The organism is Paenibacillus cymbidii (assembly GCF_004764705.1).
GTDB lineage: Bacteria > Bacillota > Bacilli > Paenibacillales > NBRC-103111 > Paenibacillus_AN > Paenibacillus_AN cymbidii.
This window is the reverse complement of the sequence record NZ_SHLX01000071.1, coordinates 1-2,594: the sequence shown is the minus strand read 5'-3', so window position 1 is coordinate 2,594 and position 2,594 is coordinate 1. Positions and strand designations below refer to the sequence as shown.

The window sequence follows — 2,594 nt, the reverse complement described above, 5'->3', positions numbered from 1 at the left end:
TGAATACTCCGGAGTAAAATGAGCCATCGTTCCGGAATATTTGAGCCACGTCTCCGGTCAAACTGAGCCACCGTTCCGGAACTGAGAGCCAGTTGAAACCTTCTTGTAGAATGGGAGGATGCGCTGCTTCGCATAGCGCAAATCCTACACAAGGAGGTCATTTTCATGACCCCATATCGACAGATCCTGAGGCTACATAGCCAAGGGATCAGCCAGCGCAACATCGCCGTCAGTTGCGCCTGTTCACGGAACACAGTTGCCAAAGTTATTGAGCGAGCTGCAGAGCTCGGCATGACATGGCCGCTAGAAAACGATCTGACGGACGGAGAACTCCGCCAACGCTTCTTTGGGCCATCGGCGAGTGCTGCCACGTCAAGAAGGTATCCGGACTACGAATACGTACACAAGGAGATGGCCAAAAGCGGTGTGACGCTCAGCCTGCTTTGGAGCGAATACTGTGAGTCCTGCCGGCTTAGCCAGGAGCTGCCGCTAATGTACTCTCAGTTCTGTCATTACTATCAACAATATGCGCAGAAGAGCAAGGCGACCATGCGCATATTACGGAAGCCCGGAGAGCAGTTGGAAGTGGACTGGGCGGGACAAACGGCAGCCGTAATCGATCGGGAAACGGGCGAAATGATCGACGTCTACATCTTTGTCGGTGTGCTATCATACAGCCAGTATGCTTACGTCGAAGCGTTTGCGTCGCAGGATCAGGAAAGTTGGATCGCCGCTCACGTGAATATGTATCAGTTTTTTGGTGGAGCCACGCGCGTGCTTATCCCGGACAACCTGAAGACCGGCGTGGAGCAATCGTCTTGGTATACGCCGGTGATCAACAAGACTTACCAGGAGATGGCCGAGCATTACAACACCGCAGTCATCCCTGCCCGCGTCCGTAAGCCGAAAGATAAGGCGAATGTAGAAGGCGCCGTCGGTGTCGTCTCCACTTGGGTCATCGCCGCTTTGCGCAAGCAACAGTGCTTTAGCCTGGCCGAACTGAACGAGGTCATTCGAGAGAAGCGAGATGCCTTGAATGTCAGGCCCTTTCAAAAGAAAGAGGGGAGCAGACGCAGCGTTTTCCTTGCCGAAGAAAAACCGCTGCTCTTAAGCCTGCCTGCTACCCCCTATGAACTGGCAACCTGGAAAGTTGCCACAGTCCAATTCAATTATCACATATCGTTAGAGAAAATGAACTACTCCGTTCCCTATGAATATATCAAGCATCGTGTCGACGTTCGCCTCACGCGCAATGTCGTTGAAGTGTTCTTTAATCATCATCGGATCTGTTCGCATCCCCGGCTGCACGGCCATCCTGGACAGTACAGCACACAAGAAGCACACATGCCGCAAAATCATAAAACGTATATCGCTTGGGATGCCGATCGCTTTGTGTCGTGGGCGAAATCGGTAGGCCCTCAGACAACCATCACCGTTCGAGCCATCCTTTCCGCGCATAAGGTTGAACAACAAGGATATCGAAGCTGCATGGCCTTGCTCAAGCTTGCCGACAAACACGGCGTTACCCGTCTGGAAGCCGCTTGTGCCAAAGCCCTGTCCTACACACCCAATCCCAGTTTTCGCAGTGTCAAGACCATCCTCGCTACCGGTCAAGACCGGGTTTCTGCTGCCGAGACAGCCGCCGCCGTACCAACCGATGCGACAGTTCACGGATTCACGCGCGGCGCAAATTACTACGGGAGGGAATAGGACATGCTCCACGAAGCGACCATACGCAAGTTACAAGAGATGCGGCTGCCCACAATGGCGGATTCATATCGCGATCACCTGCGAGATCAAGCATTCCAAGCCTTATCGTTCGAAGAACGCTTCGGACTGCTTGTTGACATGGAATGGGCTCGCCGCAAAAATAATCGTCTGGCTGCACTTATTCGCAAAGCCGGCTTCCAGCAGAATGACGCCTGCATTGAGAACATTGAGTACCACGCAGATCGGAAATTGGATCGGGCACAAATTCTTCGTCTGGCTACCGGCGGCTATATTCAGGAGAAGCATAACCTCATTCTTATGGGGGCTTCTGGCGCCGGGAAAACCTACCTTGCCTCTGCTTTCGGTATTTCTGCTTGCCGTAGCTTCTACCCGGTCAAGTACATGCGGCTGCCGGAGCTATTGAACGAGCTTGCCGTCGCTCGCGGCGAAGGTGTCTTTCACAAGGTGATGAAAACATACAAAAAGGTCCCGCTGCTCATTCTCGATGAATGGCTTCTGGTTTCCCTGAGGGAAACAGAAGCCCGGGATCTGCTGGAGATCGTGGAAGCCAGGCATCAGCGGGGTTCCACCATCTTCTGTTCCCAATTCGCGCCAGCCGGCTGGCATGGTAAGATTGGAGAAAGCACGCTGGCTGACGCCATTCTCGATCGCATTGTCCATAATTCTTACGCCATCATGATCGATGGAGTGGATTCCATGCGCAAGCGCAAAGGCATCTCCAGCTAATCCCTCCAGCCGCACGTCAACAGATAAGGGGAGTCACTAATCCAGGTGGCTCCCTCCCCCGGAGACGTGGCTCATTTTTTCCGGAGGCCTGGCTCTCAACTTTCCAGAACGGTGGCTCTCACGCGCCGGAATATTCA

At 53.5% G+C, this 2,594-nt stretch carries 2 protein-coding genes; both read left to right on the top strand.

Annotated elements, in window-relative coordinates:
- The first annotated feature begins 165 nt into the window (after nucleotides 1-165).
- Nucleotides 166-1,710: an IS21 family transposase gene (gene istA / locus EXY20_RS38670; protein ID WP_135557777.1), complete on the top strand. Its 1,545-nt coding sequence runs from the start codon at nucleotides 166-168 to the stop codon at nucleotides 1,708-1,710.
- A 3-nt stretch (nucleotides 1,711-1,713) separates the two neighbouring features.
- Nucleotides 1,714-2,457, top strand: coding sequence for an IS21-like element helper ATPase IstB (gene istB / locus EXY20_RS38665; protein ID WP_135557776.1), 744 nt, complete (start codon nucleotides 1,714-1,716; stop codon nucleotides 2,455-2,457).
- Nucleotides 2,458-2,594: the final 137 nt, after the last annotated feature.